The sequence below is a fragment of the Rhizobium sp. N324 genome (assembly GCF_001664485.1).
Taxonomy (GTDB): domain Bacteria; phylum Pseudomonadota; class Alphaproteobacteria; order Rhizobiales; family Rhizobiaceae; genus Rhizobium.
Window position 1 is genome coordinate 2,675,706 of sequence record NZ_CP013630.1, and the last position, 18,873, is coordinate 2,694,578.

Annotated in this window: 21 protein-coding genes and 3 pseudogenes; 9 read left to right on the forward strand and 15 right to left on the reverse strand. The window is 60.1% G+C overall.

All coding sequences use genetic code 11. The annotated features are described in order from the left end of the window. Positions 1-30: 30 nt before the first annotated feature. Complete coding sequence (locus AMK05_RS12890; RefSeq protein ID WP_064838943.1) at positions 31-378, forward strand: hypothetical protein; 348 nt, start codon at positions 31-33, stop codon at positions 376-378. 55 nt (positions 379-433) lie between these two features. Here the strand turns inward: AMK05_RS12890 and AMK05_RS12895 are convergent, their stop codons facing one another. Both AMK05_RS12895 and AMK05_RS12900 read right to left on the reverse strand, forming a co-directional pair. Then, positions 434-589 (reverse strand): hypothetical protein, encoded by a 156-nt coding sequence (locus tag AMK05_RS12895; protein ID WP_003540537.1) that lies wholly within the window; start codon positions 587-589, stop codon positions 434-436. A 97-nt stretch (positions 590-686) separates the two neighbouring features. Beyond that, complete coding sequence (locus AMK05_RS12900) at positions 687-1,628, reverse strand: LysR family transcriptional regulator (RefSeq protein WP_171899779.1); 942 nt, start codon at positions 1,626-1,628, stop codon at positions 687-689. Positions 1,629-1,699: 71 nt separating this feature from the next. Between AMK05_RS12900 and AMK05_RS33275 the strand changes: the two genes are divergently transcribed. Next, a complete protein-coding gene (locus AMK05_RS33275) occupies positions 1,700-1,912 on the forward strand; it encodes a hypothetical protein (protein WP_082935651.1) in 213 nt (70 codons plus the stop codon). A gap of 140 nt (positions 1,913-2,052) precedes the next feature. On the opposite strand, the gene AMK05_RS12905 is transcribed toward AMK05_RS33275, so the two are convergent. Continuing rightward, positions 2,053-2,661, reverse strand: a complete 609-nt coding sequence (locus tag AMK05_RS12905) for a LysE/ArgO family amino acid transporter (RefSeq protein WP_064838947.1) — start codon at positions 2,659-2,661, stop codon at positions 2,053-2,055. 99 nt (positions 2,662-2,760) lie between these two features. On the opposite strand from AMK05_RS12905, the gene AMK05_RS12910 reads away from it, so the two are divergent. Further along, a complete protein-coding gene (locus tag AMK05_RS12910) occupies positions 2,761-3,654 on the forward strand; it encodes a LysR family transcriptional regulator ArgP (protein ID WP_064838950.1) in 894 nt (297 codons plus the stop codon). A 42-nt stretch (positions 3,655-3,696) separates the two neighbouring features. On the opposite strand, the pseudogene AMK05_RS36095 reads toward AMK05_RS12910, so the two are convergent. Together AMK05_RS36095 and greA are read right to left on the reverse strand one after the other, a co-directional pair. Beyond that, positions 3,697-4,016, reverse strand: a pseudogene (locus AMK05_RS36095) (hypothetical protein). A 57-nt stretch (positions 4,017-4,073) separates the two neighbouring features. Then, positions 4,074-4,556 (reverse strand): transcription elongation factor GreA, encoded by a 483-nt coding sequence (greA, locus tag AMK05_RS12915; RefSeq protein ID WP_064838952.1) that lies wholly within the window; start codon positions 4,554-4,556, stop codon positions 4,074-4,076. Between the two features lie 225 nt (positions 4,557-4,781). On the opposite strand from greA, the gene AMK05_RS12920 reads away from it, so the two are divergent. Then, positions 4,782-5,501, forward strand: a complete 720-nt coding sequence (locus AMK05_RS12920; RefSeq protein WP_064838954.1) for an MgtC/SapB family protein — start codon at positions 4,782-4,784, stop codon at positions 5,499-5,501. Positions 5,502-5,528: 27 nt separating this feature from the next. Here the strand turns inward: AMK05_RS12920 and AMK05_RS12925 are convergent, their stop codons facing one another. From AMK05_RS12925 to AMK05_RS12935, 3 genes are read right to left on the reverse strand one after another with little or no spacing between them, the layout of a single operon-like run. Further along, a complete protein-coding gene (locus tag AMK05_RS12925) occupies positions 5,529-5,714 on the reverse strand; it encodes a DUF3008 family protein (RefSeq protein WP_064841359.1) in 186 nt (61 codons plus the stop codon). 32 nt (positions 5,715-5,746) lie between these two features. Then, positions 5,747-5,956 (reverse strand): DUF2945 domain-containing protein, encoded by a 210-nt coding sequence (locus tag AMK05_RS12930; protein ID WP_064838956.1) that lies wholly within the window; start codon positions 5,954-5,956, stop codon positions 5,747-5,749. 53 nt (positions 5,957-6,009) lie between these two features. After that, positions 6,010-6,243 (reverse strand): DUF2171 domain-containing protein, encoded by a 234-nt coding sequence (locus AMK05_RS12935; protein WP_012557983.1) that lies wholly within the window; start codon positions 6,241-6,243, stop codon positions 6,010-6,012. A gap of 568 nt (positions 6,244-6,811) precedes the next feature. Between AMK05_RS12935 and AMK05_RS12945 the strand changes: the two genes are divergently transcribed. Then, complete coding sequence (locus AMK05_RS12945) at positions 6,812-7,729, forward strand: LysR substrate-binding domain-containing protein (protein WP_064838962.1); 918 nt, start codon at positions 6,812-6,814, stop codon at positions 7,727-7,729. A 363-nt stretch (positions 7,730-8,092) separates the two neighbouring features. Beyond that, positions 8,093-8,611 carry a metallophosphoesterase family protein gene (locus AMK05_RS35550; protein ID WP_064841360.1) on the forward strand — a complete coding sequence of 173 codons (519 nt, stop codon included), beginning with the start codon at positions 8,093-8,095 and terminating at the stop codon, positions 8,609-8,611. Between the two features lie 4 nt (positions 8,612-8,615). Here the strand turns inward: AMK05_RS35550 and AMK05_RS12955 are convergent, their stop codons facing one another. After that, positions 8,616-9,740 carry a hypothetical protein gene (locus tag AMK05_RS12955; protein WP_237352092.1) on the reverse strand — a complete coding sequence of 375 codons (1,125 nt, stop codon included), beginning with the start codon at positions 9,738-9,740 and terminating at the stop codon, positions 8,616-8,618. Between the two features lie 455 nt (positions 9,741-10,195). Between AMK05_RS12955 and AMK05_RS12965 the strand changes: the two genes are divergently transcribed. After that, a complete protein-coding gene (locus AMK05_RS12965) occupies positions 10,196-10,396 on the forward strand; it encodes a hypothetical protein (RefSeq protein WP_064838966.1) in 201 nt (66 codons plus the stop codon). Between the two features lie 295 nt (positions 10,397-10,691). Then, positions 10,692-11,714: a GlxA family transcriptional regulator gene (locus tag AMK05_RS12970; protein ID WP_064838968.1), complete on the forward strand. Its 1,023-nt coding sequence runs from the start codon at positions 10,692-10,694 to the stop codon at positions 11,712-11,714. Positions 11,715-11,769: 55 nt separating this feature from the next. Here AMK05_RS12970 and AMK05_RS12975 read toward each other — a convergent pair whose 3' ends face one another. Together AMK05_RS12975 and AMK05_RS12980 are read right to left on the reverse strand one after the other, a co-directional pair. Next, entirely contained in the window at positions 11,770-13,101 is a 1,332-nt protein-coding gene (locus tag AMK05_RS12975) for a diguanylate cyclase (RefSeq protein ID WP_064838970.1), read from the reverse strand. 186 nt (positions 13,102-13,287) lie between these two features. After that, positions 13,288-14,118: a response regulator gene (locus AMK05_RS12980; protein WP_049731849.1), complete on the reverse strand. Its 831-nt coding sequence runs from the start codon at positions 14,116-14,118 to the stop codon at positions 13,288-13,290. A 251-nt stretch (positions 14,119-14,369) separates the two neighbouring features. Here AMK05_RS12980 and AMK05_RS12985 point away from each other — a divergent pair, with 251 nt between their 5' ends. Beyond that, entirely contained in the window at positions 14,370-15,353 is a 984-nt protein-coding gene (locus AMK05_RS12985) for a hypothetical protein (protein ID WP_064838973.1), read from the forward strand. On the opposite strand, the pseudogene AMK05_RS12990 reads toward AMK05_RS12985, so the two are convergent. From AMK05_RS12990 to AMK05_RS13005, 4 genes and pseudogenes are all read right to left on the reverse strand, one after another. Next, positions 15,339-15,752: pseudogene (locus AMK05_RS12990) on the reverse strand (TetR/AcrR family transcriptional regulator); the annotation flags it as partial. The gene AMK05_RS12985 and the pseudogene AMK05_RS12990 sit on opposite strands and share 15 nt — an antisense overlap. Positions 15,753-15,765: 13 nt before the next feature. Then, a pseudogene (locus tag AMK05_RS33290) lies at positions 15,766-15,852 on the reverse strand (arsenate reductase (glutaredoxin)); the annotation flags it as partial. Positions 15,853-15,927: 75 nt separating this feature from the next. After that, the gene (locus AMK05_RS13000; RefSeq protein WP_064838977.1) at positions 15,928-16,194 is read right to left on the reverse strand and encodes a hypothetical protein; all 267 of its coding nucleotides are present in this window, start codon (positions 16,192-16,194) and stop codon (positions 15,928-15,930) included. Positions 16,195-16,306: 112 nt separating this feature from the next. Further along, positions 16,307-18,838 (reverse strand): mechanosensitive ion channel family protein, encoded by a 2,532-nt coding sequence (locus tag AMK05_RS13005; protein ID WP_064838980.1) that lies wholly within the window; start codon positions 18,836-18,838, stop codon positions 16,307-16,309. Positions 18,839-18,873 lie beyond the last annotated feature (35 nt).

Here is an 18,873-nt window from a genome sequence, read left to right on the forward strand (position 1 = left end):
AAAAACACCATCAAGCATGGACGATTCGAGATGACAGGCAACGTTCCCTTCCCCGACCGCGATACCGTTGCGGAAAAGCTCGCCGCGCTGTCGGAGACGGACAAGTCATATCTGACGCTGCTCATGGAAAATATCGCTCAGGACGACAACCTGCTTGACGGCCTGCGCCGCCATCTCGATCTCGCAGCCGGTTCGCGGTTCCTGAACTCGCTGAAGCTCGAAAACCTCGGAGTATGGCTCGGAGCCCAAGCGCCGGATCGGCTGCAGATCCGGCTGATGGAAACTGCCCGCTCAAGCCAGCATCCTGCCTACCAAGCCTTCCGGACCGGTCTCGACCGATCCGGCGGGCTGGAAAAGGCTTATCCGCCGGTGAATTGATCCGGTCCCCGGTCAATACGTGATCCGACGATCCCCAGAGGAATCCGAACGGTCATTATTTCTTTGCCGCGCGGTCAACCGAGCGGCCGGCATCCTGGGTGGCGTTTACGGTGTTTGCCGTATCTTTTCCTATGCCGCGGATTGTGTTGCCGCAGGAGGAAAGGGCAAGAAGAACCATCAAGGCTGCGGCGATTTTGGCCGTTGTCGTCATTTCGAATATCCTTGTTTGAAATCAACCCCGAACGGCACTTATGCCGTTCGCGCCGATAACGCACAAGGGAACAAAAGGTTCAACCTGAAAGACATGCTCAGGCGGCGACCGCCTTTGCTCTCTCGGCAAAAGCGCCGCGAATGCTGTCGGCCACCGTCTCGATCGGCCCCGACACCTGCGAGGCGGTCAGCAGGCGGATATCGAAGGCGCCGAGTTCCGGCAGACCTTCCTGCGGGCCAAGGATCGCCATATCCTCGTTGACATAGGATAGCGGCAGCGGCGCAATGGCAAGATCGGAGAGCACGGCGGCGCGCTGCGCCATGGTGTGGCCGCTGAGATAGGCGACGCGATAGGGCCGCTTATTGCGTTCGAGCTGGGAAAGCGCCTCCTGGCGCCAGATGCAACCATCCTCCCAGATCGAGATCGGCAGGGGATCGCGGCGATGCGCCGAACCGCATCTGGCGCCGGCCCAGACCAGCCGCTCGCGGAACACCACCTCGCCGCCTGTCGGGAACGGCCGCGTCGCACAGTTGATCAAGGCCAGGTCGAGCCGCTGCTCCTCCATGCGCCTCTTCAGCCCGATGCTCATGTCGATCGTCACGTCGACCATGATGCCCGGATAGCTCTCGGCGAAACTCTTCAGGATGCTCGGCAACAGCCGCTCGCCGATATCCTCCGGCGCGCCGAGCCTGACGACACCGCTGAGCTCCGGCATGATGAAGCGCGACACCGCCTCATTCGATAGTGCCAGGATGTTGCGGGCATAAGATAGCAGCATCTCGCCGTGGCGCGTCAGCGATACCGAACGGGCGTCGCGTAGGAAAAGCGTCGCGCCCAGTTGCTCCTCGAGCTTCTTGATCTGCATCGACACCGCCGACGGCGTGCGGAAGACCGCCTCGGCGGCTGTGGAAAAATTGCCTGTCTCGGCGATGGCGACGAAGGTACGCAGCACATCGTTGTCAAGCAAAGGAATGGGACGGCGAAAGGGAAGGCTCATCGTCGCATCTTTCAATTTTTCTGATTTATAACCGCATATCATTTTGTTTGATTGAATGTCAATCGCTCCCCATAGTCTGCGTATCGGACCTGATGCAGCAAAGGAGGCTCGACATGGCCCATGCAAGCACATGGAATATCCTACAGACCTTTTCCGCATTCAAGTCGCGCCGGCGCAGAGATGCAAACCATGAACATGCGCTGCGGGAATTGAAACGATTTCCACCGCACCTGCTGGCCGACTGCCAGCGCGAAATGGAATTGCCTTTACTGAGCGTAGCGGCGCGGCCGGGTCGCCACCTGAGGATCGTGGATTCCCGCGCATAATGTGCTCGGTAGGTTTTTGAATCTTCGCGCAGGCACGACAGCACTCGGAAAAATCCTCCATCGAATGGCTTTCGTGCCGCGCCCCCATTGAACCCGAGCCTGCCGCCAGTCGTGGCCCGGATGCTCGATCCCCCGAAGGGTCACATCCCACCCAGCAGCTTGAAGGCGATGATCCACATGGTGAAAGCGACGAGCGTTTCCAGCATCCGCCAGGAAGACGGTTTCGAGAAAATCGGCCGCAGCCATGCCGCGCCATAACCGAGAGAAAAGAAGAACAGGAAAGAACCTGTCACCGCCCCCGCGGCAAACGAAGCCTGCTGTCCGGGATAGCGCGTCGAGATGGTGCCGAGCAGCACGACCGTATCGAGATAGACATGCGGATTGAGCCAGGTGAGCGCCAGGCAGATCGCAAGCGTCTGCCGGAAACTCGCCGTTTTGGCCTCCGCTGCGGTCAGGGTTGCGGAGGACCGGAAGGCGGAATAGAGGCTTTTTGCCCCATACCAGGCGAGAAACGCCGCTCCTCCATAACGCATGACCGGATCGAGCCAGGGCATGAACCTGGCGATCTGCTGCAGGCTGGTGACGCCAAGCACGATCAGCACTGCATCCGACAAGGCGCAGGCGAAGCAGACGGCGAAGACGTGTTCGTTGCGCAGGCCCTGGCGCAGGATGAAGGCGTTCTGTGCGCCGATCGCGATGATCAGGCTGAGGCCCATCATCAGGCCGGTGGCATAGATTGAAAAATTCATTGTTTCGGCAAGGCCCCAGACTTCGGTGGGCTTGCAGTATCGCCGTCGCTTGAATTAGGCTAGTTAATCCGACTTATCCAAAGTAAGCAAAACTAATCCATGCTTGATTATCCCGCTCTCCGCGCTGTCGCAACGATTATCCAGATGGGCAGCTTCGAGAAGGCCGCGACCGTGTTGAACGTGACGCCTTCGGCCATTTCGCAGCGTGTCAAGCAACTGGAAGAGCGTCTCGGCACCGTCCTCATCGTCAGGGGCACTCCCTGCACGGCGACCGAGAAGGGAGAATGGCTCTGTCGCCATATGGAGAATGTCGGCATGCTCGAAGCCGAACTGTTCGGTCAGCTGCCGGCTCTCGTCGATCCCGACGAGCCACGCCAAAGGGTGACGCTCCAGATCGCCACCAATGCCGACAGCCTCGGGACATGGTTCGTCGAAGCCATGTCGACCTTCGCCAGGAATTCTTCCTATCTCTTGAACATTGCCGTCGACGACCAGGATCACACCGCCGAATGGCTGCAGCGCGGGCGGGTGATCGCGGCCGTCACCAGCCTGGAAAAGCCGGTCCGCGGATGCCGGCGTTTTGCTCTCGGCGTGCTGCGTTACCACGCCACCGCAACCCCGGACTTCATCGCCCGCCACTTTCCGAATGGCGTCACCGCCGAGGCGGTCCGCAACGCGCCTGCCCTAACCTTCAACCAGAAGGACAGACTGCAGAGCAGCTGGGTGAGGCAGACATTCGGACGCGATCTCGATTATCCCACCCACTGGCTGCCGTCGCCGCAAAGTTTCGTCGAGGCCACCCTTTCGGGCATGGCCTGGGGCATGAACCCGACCCAGCTGACCCGCGAGCATTTCGCATCGGGACGGCTGGTGGAACTCGTTCCCGGCACCCCGCTCGACGTCCCGCTCTACTGGCAGATAAACCGCCTCGCCGCCGACCGCCTGGCAGAGCTGACGCGCGAGGTCATCACCGCGGCCAAGCGCAATCTCTAAAGAGCCGCTCAGAACATGCAGCGACTCAAACAGGCGCCATTACTAAGCTGTGCGGCTGCCGAATTCGCTGGTTTCGTCGAAATTCTTAGCCGATCCGCTCGCTCTCGCCGGATAGCTCCTGCGGAGCTTCAGTGGCGGGCGTCGCCGCAGCTGATGCCTCGGTCTCGCTGCTCTCGGACGCCTCGAGCTTGGCAATCTTGGCTTCCAGCGTCTCGATGGATTTTTCGATTGTCGCCTTCTCCTCTTCGTCCTGTGTTTGCGACAGGGCTGTCTGCTTTTCGGCAAGCTGCGCCTCGAGAGAGGCAATCCGATGAACTGGAAGATTTTGATGAACTCAAAAGGGTGGATGCAGAACTGGAAATCGCGCTCTAGAGTTGCGCATCACCCAGCTCGGCGCCGCTTTGAGTATTATTACGCCCCTACTCGATAGCGATGATCTCCAGCTCCTGGCCACCCGCTTCCACCACATCGCCGACAGCCTTGCCGATCAGCAACCGCGCCACCGGCGAGACATAGGAAATCGATCCGGCCTTGGGATCGGCTTCGTCCTCGCCGACGATCCGATAAGTCTGCACGCGCCCGTCGTCGCGGCTGAAGGTCACCTTACTGCCGAAGGCGACGGTGCGGGTTGACGTGGGGTCGGGCATGAGCTGAGCGGTCCGCAGCCGTGCCGCGAGGTAGCGCAGGTCGCGCAAGGGACCCGCCGCCTGCCGCCGCCGTTCGTTGACGTCATCGATGGTATTCGCGGCGTCATAAGCCTCGCGCGCTTGCTGGAACTGTAATTTCAGCGCCTTCAATCCTGTTTCCGTCACAAGATTCAGATGCGGTGAAATCGGGCGATCGGGCAGCAGGGTTTCCGAAGCGGTTTCGAAACTCTCTTCCTTGGTGAAAGCGACGGCCAATTCCGTACTCCGTTTTTTTGGGACGCAAATGCGCTTATGGCTGATGGGCGATCCCCCACATTCGAAACATACATACACCCGCCGCAGACGAACCGCCAACCTCAGCTCATCGGCCACGGGGAACGTCCCGTCCCCCTCGGCGTTAGCACCCGTGACGCATCGTGGCCGAGGAGGACCAATGCCCGACGACCGACGGAAATCCCCCGGCCTCATCCGGAGCGAAACATGCCTTCGTTGCTGACGGACGCCATGCCGCTGACGCCGAGCTGGTGGGATATCGCCCTACGCATCGCACTGACGGTGATTGCCGGTGGTCTCATCGGCCTCGACCGCGAACGCAGCGGCCATGCCGCAGGCTTCAGGACCACCATCCTGGTGGCGCTTGCCGCCTGCATTGCCATGGTCCAGGCGAACCTGCTTCTGTCGACCTACGGAAAAACGCTGAGTTTTTTCACCCAGATGGATGTGCTGCGCTTTCCCCTCGGCATCCTGACGGGCGTCGGTTTCATCGGCGGCGGCGCGATCCTCAGGCGCGGCGACATGATGACCGGCGTCACCACCGCGGGGACCTTGTGGTTCATGACGGTGGTCGGCCTCTGCTTCGGCGGCGGCCAGATCGTCACCGGGACGGTCGCCACCATCGTTGCCTTCATTGTCCTGTCGCCATTGAAGCGCCTGGACACATGGCTGCGCTGCGAACGCAAGGCAACGCTCGTCATCCACTGCCCCGATGCCGATATCCCCAACCTGTCGGCGGTGCTGAGGCCTCTGGAATGCCATGCCTTGTTCATTTCATTCGGACCGACGAGCGATGGCCGCACCGGGGCAACATTCGAACTGCGATGGATGGCGAAAGACCCCGACGCGTCCGCCCGGGCGATCCTGAAAGGCCTATCCGAGGCCCATGACGTCGCCGGTTTCTCGATGCAGTCGACGACGAGCTGAACTCCCGCGCGATGCCTTCCGCCTCCTTCATTTGGAGACGTGCTGCGGCTTTCCCTTGGTCTTTGTCGATGCGAATTCCTCAAGCTGCTTTTCGCTCATGGACTCTTCCATCTGTTTGGAGGCGCCTTTGAGTTCCTTCTTGGGCGTCTCGCCGCGTTTGGCCGAGAGTGCGGCACCCGCCGCCTTCTGCTGGGCCTTGGATTTGGCTGGCATATCGATCTCCTTTTCGTTGGGATCAGCCGCCCTCAAATCTTCCTGAGTTCGTCTGGCTTGTGCGCGGCTCGTTTTCCCGATTTGTCGCTCTCGACAATATATTGCGGTTGCGCCGCCGATGCCTTCACTGTGTGGCCTTTGATCTTCGTCGGGCTGGTCTGTTTCTTGACCACCCTGCCCTCGGTCTTTCCCTGACTGGTATCCCAGCTCACCTCGTCGCCCTTTTTCAACTGCTTGGCCATGCGGGTTCCCTTGCGGCGAGGAGGCTGCGGCAAAAGCCGCAGCCGACCGCTCGTCAGTTGATGGTGGCCCACTGGCTGCGGACATCCCTGGCGTTCTTCGACAAATGAACATGCGCGTCGACGTGATCGACCCAATCGATCGGGATCAGGTGATGCTTGCCGTCTTCCGAGTCGGTCTTCGTCAGCTTGATGCGGGTGGGCCCGTCGAGATGATCGACCGTCCCCATATGGGTGCCGTCGGCAGCCCGCACTTCCATATGTTCTCGGATCTGGTCTGCGGAAATCATCATTTCCTCCTTTGCGTCGTTGTCAGCTACCAAGCGGCAACGACGTGGAGCGGAGTTGGTTCCGATGCGTCCTGCCGCAGCTGGAATTATGCTGACCAGGCGGATCTTGACGAACCCGCTTTAAACAGAACCGTTCAACCTATTGATTTCTGGCGAAACGCGGCTTTTAAAGCGAATTGGGGTGTGGCCGCCGTCGGCCCAAACCGGACATCTGCGCATCCTTCTATGAAGGCGAGCTGTCAGCGTCGAGTTCACTCCTCACGAGATGAGGAATGTTCTGCGGAGCAACGCCGATATCTCGGAGGCAGTGCCCCGGTAGACCCCGAAAGTATCTTTTGAGATGGCGTTGCGCCCGAAGCCGCTGCCGTTCAACCAAGAGCGTTGACAGCCTGCTCTGCAGTTTCTGATGAAAATCTTTGAAGCCTAAGTCCGTCATCGAAATCACGACATCCTCCAATATCCGCCTCACGGACCTGATATCAATACAGAATTCAGACAGTCGCATATTGTGCGAGGAGCAGGAAACGAGTAATTCTTGCCGCAATGTTAAGTTTTCTTTGAAGCCAAGATGCGCGATATTCCAGGGATGCGGGCGCTGAAGACGCTTGATGCGGCCGGGCGGCATTTGAACTTCAGCCGTGCTGCTGACGAGCTTGGCGTGACCCCGGCGGCCGTCAGCTATCAGATCAAGGAAATCGAAGACCAACTCGGTTTATCGCTTTTCACACGCACCAATCGTTCCATCCGGATGACCGAAGCAGGGGCAGTTCTTTGCAATGCTTCCGCTGAAGCGCTCGAACTAATGAGACGTGCAGTCACGCAGGCACGTAGGCGCATACCCGCTTCCGGTCAGTTGACTGTTTCAGTTGATCCAGATTTCGCTGCCAAATGGCTGATGCAACGCCTCAAGAGCTTCCGCAACCTCTGGCCGGACGTAGACGTGCGGTTCGATGTCTCCACGGAGGTCCGCGACTTTGGGCTGGATGACATTGATGTGGCCATTCGCTCTGGTGCAGAAAGCTATCCTGAACTTTGTGCGCATCGATTGTTCGACGATGTTGTAGTGCCCGTTTGCAGCCCCCACCTGCTATCGTCCGAGACCCCGCTGAGAGAGCCCGCCGATCTTCTCAATCACACCTTGGTCCACATCGAATGGGCCCCGAGAGGTGTAGCCTGGCCGAATTGGCAAATGTGGATGGCCGCCGCCGGGGTCGGCGACTTCGACGGCAGCCGCACGGTTGCTCTGAAAACCTCGGCGGAAATGCTTCAAGCTGCTATTAATGGCGACGCCATAGCCCTTGTCGATTTAACAAGCGTAGCAAACGATCTGTCGCAGAACCGCCTGGTCCGCCTATTCGATCTCAGTATCCGCATCGCGCCCCAATTTGCTTATTTTCTGGTGTACCCGCAGGAAAGCGCTTCTGATCCCGGGGTTGTTGCGTTTCGTGATTGGGTTCTCGATGAAGCTGGCCGGATGCAGCCCTAGAACATTGGATGGAGAATGCTGCCTGAGGCGCAAAGAAGCCCTCGTGCTGCCCACCACCCTGCATAGGGGACGCCTCCGCGACGGGCGTCATTTGATCACGATTTTGGGCACCGATGCGGTGTCGTTGAGCTTTCACGTCTGGCGGCCTAATATAAGCTATGGCCCATCTGCTACCAGTTTCGAGAAACTCCGACGACCACTTTTGGTCGGTGGTGGATTTATTCACCGGCTGGCCTGTCGACTACTACGGGATCATCCTCGATTCTCTAGAGGCAGATGAAGCTGATCGAGTGGTCGACATCATGAACGAAACCGACCTTCCTGACCGCAATGAACTTCGCCGCCTACGTTAGACAGCCCCCGATGATCTATTTCACGAGCGATACCCATTTTGCAGACCCTCGGGTCTTAAGGATCGACCGTCGCCCATTCGCCGACATGACTGCGCACGATGTCACCCTTATTCAATACTGGAATTCCGTGGTCAGCGTAGACGACGAGGTCTGGCATCTTGGAGATTTCATGCTGCAACGAGGCGGCGACTGCGATCAGCTGCTGTCCATGCTGAACGGCCGGAAGCATCTGATCGTCGGAAATAATGACCACGTCACAACCACTCAGGCGTCTGGCTGGTCGAGCGTGCAACACTACGCCGAGTTGGTCATTGATGATCAACAGCTTGTCCTCTGCCACTATCCTTTCAGAACCTGGAATAAGATGGGAAAGAAATCCCTCAATCTCCATGGCCACTCTCATGGGAAGCTTAAGCCCCTGCCCCGCCAATACGATGTCGGGGTCGATGCGCAAGGGCTGAGGCCTGTGCCCCTGTCAACGATTGTTAGCAGACAAGGCAGCGGATCACTGGGCGCTATCCGTGCCTAAGCGGTCACTTCCACTTTGCAGCCCATTCACGCAGTTCTGCTTTGGCCTTGTCCGGCCATTCCTTAACGGGCGGATTGACCTTGATCTTTTGACCTGAAGGCTTCCAGGCGAGGTATATTGTCCTCGATGCGAGATCAGCGACAACGACGGCCTCCTGATCCATACACATGTGACGCGAGCAAGACGTGCCAACAAAGAGGTCGCCTTTGAACTCCCCTGACCCCACCCCAATCAGAATATCGTTCACGAGCGCCTTGTCGCTGCCTGCCAGACGGTTGATCTCCGCCCCGATTTCCGCGTAGTCCAGTAGCCCACCTGGATGCGTGACGAAGCGCTCGCGCAGTTGATCCAAGCCCTTCTTCGTGTCGGCGACGAACGCCTCGCCTTTGACCTCCTTGAAGCCTGCGCTGGCCGACCATTCCCACTTCTGTCCGGGTTGATTTGGTGTAGCAGAGCTCGATAGGATCAGCGTTTCCTCCGACGGTTTCACGGTCACTGGAAAACAGCTGTCGAATGGTCTATCGATCCTTGGGTTACCGTCGTTCGGAAACGAGATCACGAACGGCGAACCTTCGCGAGCGTTGCCTCCGGCAGACGAAGTCCCCACGGCGACACCGATCCCTTTCACAACGTGTACCTTGTCAATATCTACGTAGTAGTTCTTGAGGACCTCGCGGTCATCGATCTTCAGGCTATCTTGGCTGTCCGTGGTCTTCGATATGGCGACGTGGTGACCAAATAGACGCATATCCAATTCGCCTGCGGTGGCGGCTGAAATCCAAGAGGTGGCGGCGATCAGCGCCAAGCTCGCGCCAAATGTTTTTGCTATATCCATACCCCCCAAGCACTGCAGTGTGTCTCGCTGTACGGCTCCAACGACATATAGTTCGAGACCTTGGAGCAAGGTGATCCACACAGCATCCTGTTCAGCAATGGGGGCACCGAGATGCAAATTGTGATAGACACTATCGACCCCGACGGCGGGTGTCGCGCTTTGATTGTCGAGCCAATAGACTGTGATGGCACCATGCTGCTCGTCCGTAGGAACGCCCGGGACATTCGCATTACTGATGTTGGCTGGAATGAATGTGAGGTTGCGGCGGCTGTCATCGACCTCGCGGACAATCACATGCTAGGCCTCGCTGCAAATAAAGACGCTGATGTCTTGATCGCTCTGTTGCGAAAAATGACCTAAGGCTGCCCATCCAAAACTCTTCGGTGACGTAGGCTAACTTTGGGCCATTCTTCGGGGCTGCAGGTCATTTGTATCGTCGTAGCCTAGCGGCTGGTTTCACCCTACCCCCTGCAGATGCCCCTAGCTCGAAGAATCGTTCTTCACTGTCCGATCTATCGACCTGAGCCCTCGCGAACCTCGTTGAGCGATACGTCAGCGACGGGGTGTCATTGCTCGCCATCGTCGGCTGAGGACGGCTCGGCAGGAGCGCAGCCATCGTTCAATATCTCTGATGTTATCCATAAGCTCTATTCGTTTGAATGATGGATTGCCGAGGCCCATATTGTGATCATGGACATGGACGAAGCCTCCCATCGAACCATGCCCAGACCTAAAGAAAGGAACGGAAAATGACTACGCTCACCTATCGGGGTGCCGGCAAGTCGCTCACCTCCGGCGACGGCCGCTTCGACCTGGCACATTATGCCCGTAGCATGGTGCTTGCCTGGACGCGCTGGCGGACGGCTCGCGAAATCGAAGCCATGCCTTTCGACATCCGCAAGGATATCGGCTGGCCGAGCACGGACGACAACAAACACCGGACCGTGTAACGAATGCGACATTCTCCTCAAGATGACGGCGGCGCCTGCATCACGCGGCGCCGCCTTTTTCGTGGCGTGATCATCCATTCCCGGCCCGTTTTCAGTCTTGAATTTCAGTCGCCTTTCAGCCTGTTCCTTGCCTCAACCGCGATCCTCCCGGCAGTTTGACCGGTCAGATATCGGCCGATGTCGCATATTTGCTCTTCCCGGCCGCATTTTTCCATGCCAGTGTCGCTTTCAGGATATCGGCGCGACGCATTCCGCGCAACGAATATGTCATCGTTCCTCGAGGATGGATTTCGCTATGAACAGGATGCAGATCAAGAAGCGTTCGCTGGTCTTCTTTATGGTACCGCAATTCACCATGCTGCCCTTTTCGGCGGCCGTGGACACGTTGCGCATCGCCAATCGCATGCTCGGCTATCAGGCCTATACCTGGCGGCTCGCCTCCCTCGACGGGGACAAGGTCTATTCCTCCTGCGGCATCGGCGTCGAGGCGAATTCCTCGCTCGCCGAGGAGCGCCGCCATCTCGGCGGCGAAAACCGGCCGGGCATGGTGCTCGTCTGTTCCGGCATCGATGTCGAGCAATTCAACAACAAGTCGGTCAATGCCTGGCTGCGCGAATGCTACAATCGCAGCGTCGCCGTCGGCAGCCTCTGTACGGGCGCGCATGTGCTGGCCCAGGCCGGGCTTTTGAATGGCAAGCGCTGCGCCATCCACTGGGAAAACCTGCCGGGCTTCTCCGAAGCCTTTCCGCAGGCGGAGGTCTATGCCGATCTCTATGAGATCGACGGCAATCTCTATACCTGCGCCGGCGGCACCGCCTCGCTCGACATGATGCTGAACCTCGTCGGCGAGGATTTCGGCGAAAGCCTCGTCAATCGCATCTGCGAACAGCACCTGACCGACCGCGTGCGCAACCCGCACGACCGGCAGCGCCTGCCGCTGCGCGCCCGTCTCGGCGTGCAGAACGCCAAGGTGCTGTCGATCATCGAGTTGATGGAAGGCAATCTGGCCGAGCCGCTGTCGCTGATCGAGATCGCCGATGGCGCCGGCCTCTCCCGCCGGCAGATCGAACGGCTGTTCCGCCAGGAGATGGGCCGCTCGCCGGCCCGCTACTATCTGGAAATCCGCCTCGACCGCGCCCGCCATCTGCTGGTGCAGTCCTCGATGCCCGTCGTCGAGGTCGCCGTCGCCTGCGGCTTCGTCTCGGCTTCGCATTTCTCCAAGTGTTATCGCGAACTCTACCATCGCTCGCCGCAGCAGGAGCGCGCCGAGCGCAAGATGACCATGGCGACCGCGCGCCAGCAGGCGGTCGCGGCCTGAGAGTTTGAAAGAGAGCGCCGCCCGAAATGAAAGGGCGGCGCCTCGCCCGAATAGCTTATTGCGCCGCTTCTTCCGTCATCCTGGCGTCGGAATAGACCTGGTTGCGCCCTCTGTGCTTGGCCATATAGAGGAACTGGTCGGCGGCGTTGAGATAGTTCTCGAAGGTTTCGTAGCCCTCGATTTCGGCGATGCCGATCGAAATCGTGACGCCGAGTTCCTCGTCGTCGGCGGTGACCTTCAGCCGGGAAATGTCCGAGCGGATCTCGTCGCAGAGCTTGGTCGCCGCAAGGGAATCCATCTGCGGGAAAAGGATGGCGAATTCCTCGCCGCCAAGCCGCGAGAGAAGATTGTCGCTGCCGTCGAAGATCGTGAACAGCCTGTTTGCGACAGCCTTCAGCACCTTGTCGCCGATCTCGTGGCCGTAGGTGTCATTCAGCCGCTTGAAATGGTCGATATCGAGAATGGCGACCGAACTCGGCACTTTCAGCCGAAGACACTCGTTCACCAGCTTCGGGCCGTTGTCGTAGAAATAGCGGCGGTTGTAGAGGCCGGTCAGATAGTCGCAAGCTGCTGCCGCCCGCAACTGCCGCATCTGCGCCAGCGTTTCGGCATTGTTGGCGATGCGGCATTGCAATTCCTCGGCGACGAAGGGCCGGTAGAGGAAATCGCTGGCGCCGGCCTTGAGGAAACTGGCAGACAGCATGCGGTCATTGGAGGCGGAAACACCGATGACGCGCAGCCTGTCCGAGCCGAAGCGGTGGCGGATGCGCCGCGTCAGCTCGTAGCCGCTCATATCGGGCATGTGGTGGTCGGTGACGACGAGTTCGATATCGCTGTAAGCCTCGAGTGCCGCCAATGCCTCGAGCCCCGAATTGGCCTCGACGACGAGATATTGCTGCGCCTTCAGCAGATCGACCAGCACCCGGCGCGCCGAGACGACATCATCGACGACGAGCACCCGCGTCTTGCGGTTGGAGATCGCGCGGCGGACGGTGGCGACCAGATTGTCGAGCGCGAATTCATTGTCCTTCAGCACGTAATCGATGACATTGCGCTCCATGATCTTGTTGCGCGTGTTGAGATCGAACGTGGCGGTGAAGACGATTGCCGGGATATCGTGCTCGATCGTGCAGTCGAGCGCTTCGCCATAGGGCGAATCCGGCAGGTTGAGATCAACGACGGCCATGGTGTAGCCGTGACCGTCCTCGGCAAGTTCTTTGCGAAGCGCCTTTAGCGAGGAGCAGGATTTGACCGCGAGACCGAGTTCGGTCTGGAACCGGTGGCAAAGCACGGCGGAAAACATACGGGAATCTTCAACCAGAAGTATTTTAAGCCCGCCGGAGCGGAGCCCGATGCCATCTCGCTGAAAATCCGCTTGAAAAGCCACAGCCGCTAATCCCCCATGCGTCCGATGGCCTCGACTCGGCCCTCTCCCCGGCGGGGCGAACGATAACCGAGAGGCCTGCGCGCGTGAAGGGGACAAATAGCGGCGTTACTTGCAATTGCAGAAATTCGACGACGGTGTGCGACCGCCGTCTCCGCGCCTGTGGCGACGCCGATACTGGAAGGGCCGTCAGGCAACCGCCCGCTCCTTGCGCATCGACTGGATTTGCAGCAGCGTGTCGAGGTTCTGGTTGACGCGGCAGTAGAACTCCTCGTCGATGAACGGGCGCAGCATGAAATCATTGCCGCCGGCCTTCAGGAAACGCGCCGAAAGCAACCGGTTCGAGGAGGAGGAAACACCGATGATGCGCAGCTCGTGCGAGCCGATATTGGAGCGAATGCGCCGCGTCAGCTCGAATCCGTCGATGTCGGGCATGTTGTAGTCGGTAATCATCAGGCCGATATCGCGGTTGGCCTTCAGGATCTCCAGCGCCTTGGCGCCGTTCTCGGCGGTGCTGACACGGAAATTGTAGCGTTTCAGCCGGCTCGACAGCAGCGCGCGGGCCGTCGCGCTGTCGTCGACGATCAACACGTGGTGACGATGATTGGTCAGGAACCGGCAGATCGATTCCGCCAGAAGATCGACGGCGAAGATATTGTCCTTGAGGATATAATCGACAATGTCCTTGGCCATCAGCTTGTCGCGCATGCTTTCATGGAAGGTGCCGGTAAAGACGATTGTCGGTATGGAAAGATCGACCAGATATTCGAGCGCTTCGCCGTTTTCGGCGCCGGGCAGGTTGATGTTCGAAATTGCCAGCGTGATCGGATCGGAAGACTTGTCATAGGAAAACTGCAGATCCTCGAAGCTGCGGCAGATTTCGACGTCGATGTCGAACAGCTCCTTGAGGCGTTTGCTGATCATCGAGGTGAATACGTTGGAATCTTCCGCGACAATAATGCGCGCACCGGCAAACATCTCCCCGGAATATTGCATCCCCGAAATACCTAGAAACGCCATAGCAAACCTTTGATGTAAATCTGTCCCCGGATCAAACCGATACATCAATTGATTTGACCAATGATTAATCAGCCCTGCTGGATATGAAGCGAAGAAGCGGCCGGAAGAGGCTGCCTCGGATTTCTTGCAGATATGATTAAGAAATCAGCCGCGGTACGCCGATCAACTCCAGCCGGGGGGCACACCGATCAGCCATCACCCTGCGAAGCGATTATAAACACGCTGCGACCGACACGCCGAGAGGTTCTCCCATGACCCAATCCGAACCGGTGATCGAATGGCTCCTCGATTCCGACCCGTCGATACGGTGGCAGGTGATGCGCGACCTGCTTGACGCCCCGGAGCGAAATTGGATGGCCGAGCGGGCGAAAGTCGAAACCGAAGGTTGGGGCGCCAGGCTGCTTGCCTGCCGGGACGAGGACGGGCAATGGGCGGGCGGCGCCTTCCTGCCCGCCGGTTTCGATCCCCAGGAGTGGCACGAGCACGGCCAGCCGTGGACGGCCACAAGCTTTTCGCTGTCGCAGCTCAGGGAGTTCGGTCTCGATCCCGCCTGCGAGCAGGCCAGGCGCGTCGTCGAGCTGATCGGCGCCAATGCCAGTTGGGAAGAAGGCGGCCAGCCCTATTGGCAAGGCGAAGTCGAAGAATGCATCAACGGCCGCACTGTCGCCGACGGCGCTTATTTCGGCATCGATGTCTCGCCGATCGTCGACAGGCTGGCCGGCGAGCGTCTCGACGACGGCGGCTGGAATTGCGAGAGGATCAACGGCTCTCACCGCTCCTCCTTCGCCAGCACCATCAATGTGCTGGAGGGACTGCTGGAGTTCGAGAAATCGACCGGAGGCACGCCGCGATCCCGCGAATCGCGCCGGACGGGCGAAGAATTCCTGCTCGAGCGTCACCTCTTCTGCCGTCTCGGCACCGGCGAGCCGGCCGACAAAAATTTCCTGCAGTTCCTGCACCCGAACCGCTGGCGCTACGACATCCTGCGCGCCCTCGATTATTTCCGCGCCAGTGCCATCCTGACCGCCGCCGCTCCCGATCCGCGCCTCGGCGAGGCGACCGAGCATCTGCGCTCCCGGCGCATTCAGGACGGCCGCTGGCCACTCGACTGGAGCCTGCCGGGGCGTGTGTGGTTCGATGTCGACGACGGGCAAGGCGAGCCCTCACGATGGATCACGCTCCGTGCGATGCGGGTGCTCAAATGGTGGGACGCTCAGCTCTCAATCGATGCCTGACGCCAAGCTCAGCGTGCGCAGGAAATGCGCCTCGATCTTGCGCAGCAATTCGCCGCGATCAGCAGGTGTTTCGCCGACCGGCTGATTGACCGCGCCGTGCAGGGCATTGAACAGGAACACCGCGGTAAAGCCGGGATCATCGACCGACCAGGCATCCCCGCCTGCCCCGCCGGCGAGCAGTTCGCTCAGATGGTCGATCAGGATGTTGCGCGACAGGCCTTCCCGCGTTGCCGGGGGCTCGGCCACGAAGGCCAGATGATGCAAGCCGGCCGCGTCGAGATAGCCGGTGGCGCATGCCGTCGACCAGGCGGAGAGCTTGCCGCACCAATCCGTTTGCTTTCGTTCCGCGACCGCCACGACAATGCCATCGAGAACGCCCTGCACGAGCATGGCGTCGAGAAGCTGGTCGTCGCTGAAGGGTCTCAGGCAGAATTTCCAGAACCAGCTCGGAGGGCCGGGACAGGCGCGTGCCGAGCGGTGTCACGACGAACGGCCGGTTACAAGGGCGCCTTCGCCAAGGAAGAAGGCGAGAAAGGTGCTCGATGCCGAGGGCAAGCGGATCGTCTGATCCCGCTTACTTGACGACGGCCGAGCCCTTGACGATGTCTATCGTCTCGCCGCCGTCGAGGCCGATGCGGTCGCCGTCGGGCGTCGTCATGAAGCAGCCGGAGGAGCAGAGGTTTTCCGAAGCGCCGGCATCGACCACGACTTCGACGCGCTGGCCGCTCTCGGTGATGACGAGCACCACGGCAGCTGGATCGGTGTTGGTGATGGATGCCGCCTGGACCGCGGGCGCGGCAAGCAGCGGGATAAGCAAAACGGCGGCAAACCTTGCCATCATGTGCGGCGGCGCGGGCGCGCCCTCCCCTCGAAAGATCGGTGCTGCCCTCGGCAGCAATCCCGATGGAGGAGATCATGCACATAGACCTGTGAATGATGGCTGAATGAGCCGTTCAGCTTTTCAGGCTGCCATCCGCCGTCCGCCCACGCAGCTGCCGCACCGGCCGCTCCTCTTCCTCGATGGGCTTGTTCTTTGGATCGTCCTGGCCGTCCGTCCGCTCCTTGACGGTATTGGCAAGGACCGGCGCGGCATCGCGATGAATGGTGAGGTCGCTCTGCGGCAGCGGGATCTCGATACCTTCAGCCTTGAAGCGCCGCAGGATCTCGATCCTGAGATTGTTGCGCACCGTCATGCCGTCGCCCATATCGGCGAGGAAGAAACGCAGCTCGAAATCGAGCGAATAGGGGCCGAAGCGCAGGAATTCGACCTGCGGCTCGGGATTGCGCATGACGAGCGGAATCTTCGCCGTCAGCTCCAGCAGGATATCCATCACCTTCTGCGGATCGGCGTCGTAGCTGACGGAAACCGGGATTTCCGAGCGGCCGATCTTGTTGCGGTGCGTCCAGTTGCCGACGAGGCCGTTGATCAACTCCGAATTCGGCACGATGATCGACTGCTTGCGGAAAGTCTCGATCTCGGTGGCGCGCACCGAGATGCGCTTGACGATGCCTTCGGCTGTGCCCGAGACGACGTGGTCGCCGACCTTGAACGGCCGCTCGACGAGCAGGATCAGGCCGGAGACGAAGTTGGAGACGATGTTCTGCAGGCCGAAACCGATGCCGACCGAAAGCGCGGAAGCGACGAGCGCCAGGCTCGACAGATCGATGCCGGCCGACGAAACGCCGATGATCGCCGCCAGGCCGACGCCGAGATAGCCAATGCCCGTCTTCACCGAATTGCGCACACCGAGATCGACATGGCTGCGCGCCATCACATTGCTGTCGAGCCAGCGCTGCAGCCAGCGCGACAGGAGATAGACGCCGGCAAACAGCAGGATGCCGGTGCAGATGCCGAGCAGCGAGATGCTGATGCCACCGAGCTTGACCTCGGTGAACAGCCGATAGGCGATGAGCTGCAGGTCCTGCACATGGAAGCCCCAGAGCAGCAGGATCAGGGGCACACCGACGACGAGCGCCACCGCATAGATGGCGAGGCCGACGACCAGGCCGGCCTGGTCGATCGCCACCGGTCCGAGATTGAAGCGGCGCGTCAGGAAGCGCGCGAAGAAGGTATCGCCGAAGCTTTCTTGCCGCGATATCGCCTTACCCGAAAGCAGGCCGACATACATGGTGGCGACGACAGCGCCGGTGATGATGAGCTGCGTGGCGACGAAGCGCGCCAGCCCGACGTAACCCGCAAGCGCCGTGACGATCAGGCCGGCGCCGACGACGCGCAGGATGATCGCCATGCCGCGCGGCCAATGCCGGCCCGGAGCATCGGGATCGCCGTTTTTCGCCAGCATCGGCTTGCCGAACGAGGCCACGATCAGGATCATGCCGATGATCAATGCGGCGATCAGGCTTCTCACCACCGTCAGCACCAGCGGCGAGCCCATCGCTTCGCCGATCGAGCCGAAGAAATAATCGAGCCCGTTGATAATAGCCATCGCCAGCAGGCAGTAGCCGATCGAGAGTGCGCCGAGATTGGAAAGCCGCACCAGCCGCCAGTGCGGTTCGTGCGGCGCGAAGATGGCGTTGACGAAGCGGCCGACGAAATAGACGAGCCCGATCGTCCCGAACAGCGCACCGATGACAGGGGCGATGTCAGGCCTCAGCACATTGAAACTGTTGAGGAAGAAGAACGACGTGACGAGCAGGACCGAAAGCGCCAGCGTGCGGATCAGCGTCGACCAGAAGGCGATCGACAGCCGGCCGATATAGGACGGGTTTTCGATCGCCTCGTCCCGGCGCAGATAGGAGCCGAACAGCCGATAGCTGCCGGAGAGCAGGATGAGCGCCGAAGCGAGCGACAGGAAAATCGCGGCAAACAGCGGGAAACGCTTGAACTTCCAGACGAAAGAGGTCCAGCTCGACAAAGCCTGCGAGAATTCGCCAGCCTCGTGCACGAAGGCGCTGGCGGCATCGTCAAGCACCGAGACGGAGATCTCGGTGCGCCTGAAAAGCGTGTCGGCAAAAAGCCGCCGCCGCATCTCGATGATCTCGTTGACGAGCTTCGTCACCGCGATCGACAGGTTTTCGGCGTCGCCCGTCACCGCATTGATCTGCGCCCGCTCGGCGGCGAGCGCGTTGCGTTCCTGGGTGACGATCTCGGCTTCGGGAGGCTGGCCATCCTTCGGCGGCTCGCCGATCTCGGCAAGCCGGTTCTTGATCTGGTCGAAACGCGGCCTGAGATTGACCGATATGGTGATGACGGCGCGGCTGAGTTCGTCGGCCTTGGTCGCAAGCCCGACCAGGGCATCGTCATTATCGGCATTCCCTTTGACGCTGTCCTGGAGGGCGACAAGCTCCGTCTTCGCCTTCTCGATCTCCTTCGCTGCCTGGTCGAATGGCGTATCCACGGGCGCCGGCGCGGCTGCCTGTGTCTGCGTTTCCTGCGCGAAGGCCACGGCACCTTCGAAAGGCGCGCCGGCACACGCCAGCGTCACGAGAAGAATGGTGCGAAGCAGGATGGACCTCAGCCGCAAAAGCGCCTCCGGAAAGGTTGTCGTCGGAATGGAAT

Coding starts and splice junctions, on each gene's coding strand:
- AMK05_RS12890 (WP_064838943.1), top strand. CDS start 31: ATGACAGGCAACGTTCCCTTCCCCGACCGCGATACCGTTGCGGAAAAG.
- AMK05_RS12895 (WP_003540537.1), bottom strand. CDS start 589: ATGACGACAACGGCCAAAATCGCCGCAGCCTTGATGGTTCTTCTTGCC.
- AMK05_RS12900 (WP_171899779.1), bottom strand. CDS start 1,628: ATGATATGCGGTTATAAATCAGAAAAATTGAAAGATGCGACGATGAGC.
- AMK05_RS33275 (WP_082935651.1), top strand. CDS start 1,700: ATGGCCCATGCAAGCACATGGAATATCCTACAGACCTTTTCCGCATTC.
- AMK05_RS12905 (WP_064838947.1), bottom strand. CDS start 2,661: ATGAATTTTTCAATCTATGCCACCGGCCTGATGATGGGCCTCAGCCTG.
- AMK05_RS12910 (WP_064838950.1), top strand. CDS start 2,761: ATGCTTGATTATCCCGCTCTCCGCGCTGTCGCAACGATTATCCAGATG.
- AMK05_RS12920 (WP_064838954.1), top strand. CDS start 4,782: ATGCCTTCGTTGCTGACGGACGCCATGCCGCTGACGCCGAGCTGGTGG.
- AMK05_RS12925 (WP_064841359.1), bottom strand. CDS start 5,714: ATGCCAGCCAAATCCAAGGCCCAGCAGAAGGCGGCGGGTGCCGCACTC.
- AMK05_RS12930 (WP_064838956.1), bottom strand. CDS start 5,956: ATGGCCAAGCAGTTGAAAAAGGGCGACGAGGTGAGCTGGGATACCAGT.
- AMK05_RS12935 (WP_012557983.1), bottom strand. CDS start 6,243: ATGATTTCCGCAGACCAGATCCGAGAACATATGGAAGTGCGGGCTGCC.
- AMK05_RS12945 (WP_064838962.1), top strand. CDS start 6,812: ATGCGCGATATTCCAGGGATGCGGGCGCTGAAGACGCTTGATGCGGCC.
- AMK05_RS35550 (WP_064841360.1), top strand. CDS start 8,093: ATGATCTATTTCACGAGCGATACCCATTTTGCAGACCCTCGGGTCTTA.
- AMK05_RS12965 (WP_064838966.1), top strand. CDS start 10,196: ATGACTACGCTCACCTATCGGGGTGCCGGCAAGTCGCTCACCTCCGGC.
- AMK05_RS12970 (WP_064838968.1), top strand. CDS start 10,692: ATGAACAGGATGCAGATCAAGAAGCGTTCGCTGGTCTTCTTTATGGTA.
- AMK05_RS12980 (WP_049731849.1), bottom strand. CDS start 14,118: ATGGCGTTTCTAGGTATTTCGGGGATGCAATATTCCGGGGAGATGTTT.
- AMK05_RS12985 (WP_064838973.1), top strand. CDS start 14,370: ATGACCCAATCCGAACCGGTGATCGAATGGCTCCTCGATTCCGACCCG.
- AMK05_RS13000 (WP_064838977.1), bottom strand. CDS start 16,194: ATGATGGCAAGGTTTGCCGCCGTTTTGCTTATCCCGCTGCTTGCCGCG.